Consider the following 1,665-nt stretch of genomic DNA (forward strand, 5'->3'; position numbering starts at 1 on the left):
ATCGGGCTGACCATAGATTTTTTGTTTGATGGCGGCTGATGCCGCGCGCCGCTTACTGCCCGGCGATCGTCATCTGCTCGATCAGCACCGAGCCCGTTTCCTTCGTGCCGCGCACGATCGAGTCGGCGCCGATCGCGACGATATGCCGGAACATTTCCTGCAGCGTGCTTGCGACGGTGATTTCCTCGACCGGATACTGGATCACGCCGTTCTCGACCCAGAAGCCCGCCGCGCCGCGCGAATAGTCGCCCGTCACGTAGTTCACGCCCTGCCCCATCAGCTCCGTCAGCAACAGGCCCGTGCCGAGCTTCTTCAGCATCGCGTCGAAATCGTCGTCCGGCTGCGTGTTCGAGCTGCGCAGCGCGAGGTTGTGCGAGCCGCCTGCGTTACCGGTGGTTTGCGTGCCGAGCTTGCGCGCCGAATAGGTCGACAGGAAGTAGCCTTCGACCACGCCATCCTTGACGACGCTGCGCGCTCGCGTGCGCACGCCTTCCTCGTCGAACGGCGCGCTGCCCATCGCGCGCGGCACGTGCGGATCCTCGACGACCTGGATGTGCGGCGCGAACACCGGCTTGCCGAGACTGTCGACCAGGAACGACGTCTTGCGATACAGCGCACCGCCGCTCACCGCCTGTACGAACGCGCCGAGCAGGCCGGCCGCGAGCGGCGCCTCGAACAGCACGGGCACCTTGCGGGTGTCGAGACGGCGCGCGCCCATCCGCGCGAGCGCACGCTCGGCCGCGTAACGGCCCACCGCTTCGGGCGCCGCGAGATCGGTCGCGCTGCGCTTCGACGAATACCAGTCGTCGCGCTGCATGTGACGGCCGCTGCCCGCGATCGGCGCGCATGCGATGTAGTGGCGCGAGTACGGGTAGCCGGNNCTCGCGCCTTCCGAATTGCGGATCTGCGGGCTGACCGCGAATGCGGCATCTTCCGCGCGGCGGGCGAGTTCGACGGCCTCGTCGGCCGTCAGTGCCCACGGGTGGTACAGATCGAGGTCGCGCGGGTCGGTTTCGAGCAGCTCGGCTTCAGCGAGGCCCGCGGCCTCGTCCTCGGCCGTGAAGCGCGCGATGTTGTAGGCGGCGGCGACGGTATCCTTGATCGCGCCCGGCGAGAAATCCGACGTGCTCGCGTTGCCGCGCTTCTTGCCGATGAACACGGTCACGCCGACCATCTTGTCGCGGTTGTGCTCGATCGTTTCGACTTCGCCGCGGCGCACCGACACCGACAGGCCGTCGCCCTCCGAGATTTCGGTCGCGGCATCCGTCGCGCCGAGGGCCTTCGCATGGCGAAGGATGTCCGAGGCGATTTCCTTGAGCTGGTCCTGCGTGTGCGGGAAATAGCGCGCTTGTACGTCGAGATTGGCTGCCATCGTCTTGATATCCGGTGGCGGGCGGGCGCCCGCATGTTCAAAATATTGCGTATCCCGCGATCATAGCAAGGTCCGGGGCCGGACACCGACAAGCTTGGCGTGTCCGCGGCGCGATACAATGCCGTCCATGACACGCAAAACCCGAATCCAGCCGATCGAGCATGCCGTCGAGGACGACGACAATGGCTACGATCGCCCCAGCAAATCCCAGTTGAAACGCGACATGCACGCCCCCAAACACCCCCGCCACGCGCCCCCCCCCCCACCCCCCAACCCCCCCCCCCAGCACCTCC

At 66.9% G+C, this 1,665-nt stretch carries 1 protein-coding gene and 1 pseudogene; one reads left to right on the forward strand and one right to left on the reverse strand.

Annotation, left to right across the window (positions count from 1 at the left end; genetic code table 11):
• Nucleotides 1-52: 52 nt before the first annotated feature.
• Entirely contained in the window at nucleotides 53-1,372 is a 1,320-nt protein-coding gene (pmbA, locus tag FOZ70_RS37855; RefSeq protein WP_219707921.1) for a metalloprotease PmbA, read from the reverse strand.
• A gap of 127 nt (nucleotides 1,373-1,499) precedes the next feature.
• Here pmbA and FOZ70_RS37860 point away from each other — a divergent pair.
• Nucleotides 1,500-1,604: pseudogene (locus FOZ70_RS37860) on the forward strand (ribosome biogenesis factor YjgA); the annotation flags it as partial.
• Nucleotides 1,605-1,665 lie beyond the last annotated feature (61 nt).

The sequence above is a fragment of the Burkholderia sp. COPS genome (genome assembly GCF_019425585.1).
GTDB lineage: Bacteria > Pseudomonadota > Gammaproteobacteria > Burkholderiales > Burkholderiaceae > Burkholderia > Burkholderia cepacia.